Here is a 5230-nt window from a genome sequence, read left to right on the forward strand (position 1 = left end):
ACTTATGGCCACAACACTTTATGGAGCAACCATCGTAGGAGTCGAGGCACTTGGCGTATCGGTGGAAGCACAAATTCTTTGTTCTTTGCGGCGGTTTTCCCTGGTAGGGCTACCTGATAATGCATTGCGCGAATCCAAAGATAGGGTACGCTGTGCCGTTGAAAATAGCGGTTTCTCCTTCCCCATGCACGAAGTCATAGTGAGTCTAGCGCCGGCATCATTGCCAAAATACGGGGCTGGTTTTGATTTAACCATTGCACTCTCCGTCCTCGCGGCAGATGGAAAGATCTCTCACTCTCCAGCAAACAAATATCTAATATTGGGCGAGCTTGCACTAGATGGGCGTGTAAAAGGCGTCCCCGGAGCATTGGCCGTGGCGTCGTATGCCGCCAGCAATGGTTTTTCAGCAGTGTTACTCCCGGAGGCAAATGCTGCCACTGCGGCTGTGGTTGAGACGATTCCAGTTTTTGCCATTAAGTCCCTAGTTCATGCTGTTGAATTCTTAAATGGGAATCTCGATATAGAGAGATCCCTTCCGACCACGAAGAGCCCAACAAACGGACGGCGCTATTGTTTTGGCGATGTTGTCGGCCAACATAACGCCAAGCGCGCTTTAGAAATCGCCACTGCTGGGGGGCATAATTTGCTTATGGTTGGCCCACCAGGAGTCGGAAAAAGCATGCTCGCAAAGCGAGCTTCCTCGCTTTTGCCCGAGCTTAACCGCGAGGAAATGATTGAGATAACGAAGATACATTCGCGAAGCACCGAGTCTCCGAATGGTCAAGGCGATTTTCAAGAACTAATCACTACGCGCCCGTTTCGCAACCCCCATCACACCACTAGCACTGCGGGGCTCATTGGCGGTGGTTCCAATGCAGTGCCGGGAGAAATATCGCTCGCCCATTGCGGAGTGCTTTTTCTAGACGAGCTAACCGAATTTAATCGAAATGCACTGGAGTCGCTGCGCGAACCCCTTGAAAACAGAAAAATAACTATTAGTAGGGCTAATTACCGCATCACATTGCCTTCGGATTTTATACTCATAGCAGCAATGAATCCATGCCCCTGTGGCAAAAAAGGTTCAACCGAGCAGAACTGCACCTGCAGCTTGACCACAATGCAAAAATACAACGCAAAACTATCTGCCCCATTATTGGATCGCATCGATCTGCACATTTGGGTTCCACAAATTTCGGTAGACAAGATGCAAGCGGGCAATAAGGAGGCAGATCCAACTGACAAAATGATTGACAGTGTTAGTCGCGTGCGACAAGTACAATCCTCGCGCTACCAATCTCACAAGGTTCTTAACGGGACAATGGCCACGAGTGACATACGGCGCTTTTGTATCTGCTCATCACCAGTAAGCAAGGTAGTCGAATCAGCAGCTAGGCGCCTACAACTAAGCGCTCGCGGCTACACCAGGTTATTAAAAGTATCGAGGACTATTGCCGATCTGGACGACTGCGCCGAAATCCAAGAAAAACACGTCTGCGAGGCAATTTCGTATCGTTCCTTTATAAAAAACGTGCCATCGACCGTTTGAGGTCTTATGGGCGAGCTTTTCGGCTGGCCCACAACAAAGCACTCACAGCGCCAATTATAAGTAAAGGCGCTAGATCTCCTAAACGTGCATATATAGTCTCAACCGCGAGGGGCTTTACGTCTGCTATGAGATAATCATTGCTGAAAATCTCCAAATCTCCCTGAGTCCTTCCCAAAGGATCGATAACAGCCGTATATCCAGTGTTGGTTACTCTAAGCAAAAATCTCCTTGTCTCAATGGCTCGCCAGGCGGCTAAAAGGTTGTGTTGAAAGGGCGCTGCCGTCCTGCCATACCAAGCATCATTTGTAAGATTTACTAGAATATTAGCACCCTTAAGAACTGCCTCTCTAGCAAGACTAGAAACCAAATCCTCATAGCAAATTAACGGCATGACTTTTACTTGCTGCTCCTCTACTACTCCCTCCGCCCCCATTAGGCGCAAATTAAAAGAAATCGGCTCGCTTAATTTACCACTATCAAAGTTGCCAGTCTGCGGACTAAGACTCTGCAAAAAAGGGAACTCCCGAGCAAATGGGATATACTCACCAAATGGCATCAATACGCGCTTGTGATATCTCCCTACAACATCGCCGCGTTCGTCGACACCAAAGGCAGTGTTGTAGTAGGCAAACCGTATAAGCTCAATATACTCTCTGCTAACTCCGCCATAGACAGCCGCCAATATAGCTTGAACTTCAGCAGTCGATCTCTCTGCATACGACAAACCTCCATAGAGAAGATTTACAGGCTTATCCGGCAAAAGTTCATTCTCGGTGCTAACGACCGATGTCAAATTTTCAGGGGCCCATGCATTGACGACAGATTCGGGCCAAAACACGAGTTCAGCACCTTCGTCAACAGCCGTGGCCGAAAGCTCCCGATACCGTTCTAAATTGCTTTCTAAGTAATTTACATCGCCCTTTTGCTTTGCATCTAAATTCCCTTGAACAAGAGCTACTCTTACCGATGCTGCCTTCTCTAACGCTCCCAAAACTGCATTACTGCGCCAGGCGCCCACTGATAAGAGACAAGCTGACAACACAAAAAGAAGTGAAATAAAACGCTTCGCTCTAGGCTTACCCAACACCAAGAGCGACACCGCCTCACCCCACAACAGCATAATGAAACTTAAAACATTCGCCCCGAAAATATCCGCTAGGCCAGAAAACCAGACCCAAGTTATCTGCGTATGCGCAATCGCCCAGGGAAAAATCCTAGGCATAAAGCTCTCTACTATTAACCAAGACAAGGCAAAACAGGGAAACCCTCCGTAACCGCCACCGCCAATGAATCTGCTAATTACACCACAAAGTACAAACTGTAGAGCTGAATACCAACAAAATAATGAAAAGATTATGGCGGCTAAAGGGTAATTGAAGCCTCCAAAAAAATGCACCGTCTCTACGAGCCAATAAAAACCAATGACGCTTAAAACGAGCCCACTAAAAAACAATCCTACCATTACGCGCCGCGAAGTATTTACGGCATGGCAAAGAAACAACGCTCCAAGCCAGCCCAAAATTACGCTGGCAAATGTCTGAGGGAACAAAAAAGCGGACCCAATAAGCGCCCCTGCTAGGCCAAATAAAAAGTAATTCCTAAACAAGGAGCTCCCTACCGCCACTTGCTAAGATTTCCCTTCCGAGCTGGACTCCCAGCAAATACGCACTAGCTCTATCTCCCACAAGCGTTCTTTCAACACAAATCTTGCCATCACGAGAAAGCACTCTACATACTACCCTAACACTGCCTTCAGAAGCCTTTGCATAGATACCTACGGCTGAATTGCAATCTGCATTCAACACACCAATGCACCCGCGCTCCGCCTCCCACTCACATAACGTCTCAGCATCAATCAATGTCTTAATGCTGTCTACGACGAACGTGTTTCCACTACGCACTTGAGCTACCAAGATTCCTTGATTAATAGCTGGAAGCATAACCTCGGGCGCAATTTGCTCAACTACTTCACTAGATAGACCAAGTCTATTAATGCCCGCCTCCGCTAAGACAATGCCATGCAAACACTTGCTTCCCTTCAATTTCTCTAAGCGAGTAGGAACATTTCCTCTATGCTCAACTACTTCAATATCGCTTCGATACCGCAGCAACTGGCTCTTGCGACGAATACTCGACGTTCCAATCACTGCTCCAACTGGCAAGCACTCCAAAAACTTCCCCTCAACATCTCTAGCACTCTCCCTAACCCTCGGATGCGGAATAAACACGTCAAACGCGCTTTCCCTCCTTAGAACTGGAATTAATATCGTATCCTTATCAATATCGACTGGAACATCTTTGCCCGAATGAATAGCCAGATCAGCTCTACCTTCCAAAATTGAATCTTCTAGCTCCCGAATCCAATCCTTCTTGTCTCGCTTTATAGGTGCCACCTCGTCACTCTTGCGATCTCCGGTGGTGTTCATTTCTAGCAGTTTCGCGTTATAGCCAATAACCTGCATTATCCGACGCGCCACGAGGTTACTTTGCTCCACCGCCAAAGTGCTTTTCCGAGTAGCTATGCAAAAGACGTAGCTCTTATCTCTCACAACTCAATGCCTCTCCAAATTTAATTGGCCCCTTTGCACACCGCTCACTTAGACAAATGCGCCCCGGCTCAAACAATAATATGACCGTAGAACCCATCTTGAATGTAGCCAAACGCTCACCAACCATAACACCCTTCCCCGGCGAATAATTGCGCTGCTCAGTTCCGCAATTTTGCCCACTCATTATCCGCTCGCGACTATTCGTGACCAAATCATCGTAAGCAAGGGCAATTGCCCCCACGTTAGTTGCGCCAACGGCCACTACACTGACCAATCCGAACTCCTCGCTAGAAACGACTGTCACTACGCGCTCATTACGGGAATATAAGTCACTCACATGCCTAACAGCCCAATGAGTAACTGGCCAAAGCCTACCGCGAATATATAGCATATCAGTGATTGCCCCACCTACTGGAGAGTGAATGTGATGATAATTTGCGGGACTTAAGTAAAACGTTAAATACGTTCCGCCCAAATATTTCCTGCCCAAAGCATCATCGCCGAGCAAACTAGCTGTGCTATAAGTCTTTCCCTTTGCCTGGAACATTTGCCCATTTTCGCAACGGCCAAATTCAACCAAATATCCATCCACCGGACTAACGACGTCGCCATAAATCGGCCGAACTCCTGGCCTTAAATCGCGGACAAAAAACTCAGCCAAACTGCGATAATCCGCCACATTCTTAGCACATTCATCTACGTCGATGCGAAAGCACCTAGCGTACAGCCGAATTAACCTCGTGTTAATCCAGGAAGGAAACTTAACGCGGGCTAGACTTCCGACGATATAGCTAAAGCAGTTCGAAGGCAGAACCAAAACAGAAAATAACATCCCTAGGCCACTTCGCATTATCGCCTCCCTCAACTTCTTTCTCCACTACCTTACTATCTACCTCGCTGACTCACTAACACTGGCTCTTAGCGTGGGCGCGGCCATGCGCTACATCACTATGCTGCGCCTTGTTCGTAATGCTTTCTGACCCGCCGAATAGGCCTTTAGCAGCTATACCGTTTCCAAAAAGTAAGTTAAATATTTTACTTTTTGGAAACGGTATTTGTTGTTTATTGGCAAGTGCTTACGCACTTGCTGTTTATACCATTTACAAAAATCCTTTTTGTAAATGGCATAACTCTC

Annotated in this window: 4 protein-coding genes; 1 reads left to right on the forward strand and 3 read right to left on the reverse strand. The window is 47.4% G+C overall.

What is annotated here, in order from left to right:
• On the forward strand, window positions 1-1546 hold a 1546-nt coding region (locus IT291_01275), incomplete at its 5' end, for a YifB family Mg chelatase-like AAA ATPase (GenBank protein MCC6219853.1).
• A gap of 4 nt (window positions 1547-1550) precedes the next feature.
• Here the strand turns inward: IT291_01275 and lnt are convergent.
• The 3 genes from lnt to psd are packed head-to-tail and all read right to left on the reverse strand — an operon-like array spanning window position 1551 to window position 4945.
• A complete protein-coding gene (gene lnt / locus IT291_01280) occupies window positions 1551-3170 on the reverse strand; it encodes an apolipoprotein N-acyltransferase (protein MCC6219854.1) in 1620 nt (539 codons plus the stop codon).
• Entirely contained in the window at window positions 3145-4095 is a 951-nt protein-coding gene (hemC, locus tag IT291_01285) for a hydroxymethylbilane synthase (GenBank protein MCC6219855.1), read from the reverse strand. The genes lnt and hemC overlap by 26 nt, the downstream gene beginning before the upstream one ends.
• A complete protein-coding gene (gene psd, locus IT291_01290) occupies window positions 4085-4945 on the reverse strand; it encodes a phosphatidylserine decarboxylase (GenBank protein ID MCC6219856.1) in 861 nt (286 codons plus the stop codon). The genes hemC and psd overlap by 11 nt, the downstream gene beginning before the upstream one ends.
• Window positions 4946-5230: the final 285 nt, after the last annotated feature.

The organism is Deltaproteobacteria bacterium (genome assembly GCA_020845775.1).
GTDB lineage: Bacteria > Bdellovibrionota_C > UBA2361 > SZUA-149 > JADLFC01 > JADLFC01.

Excerpts from the sequence above, each read along its gene's own strand:
- psd (MCC6219856.1), bottom strand. The coding sequence starts at position 4,945 with ATGCGAAGTGGCCTAGGGATGTTATTTTCTGTTTTGGTTCTGCCTTCG.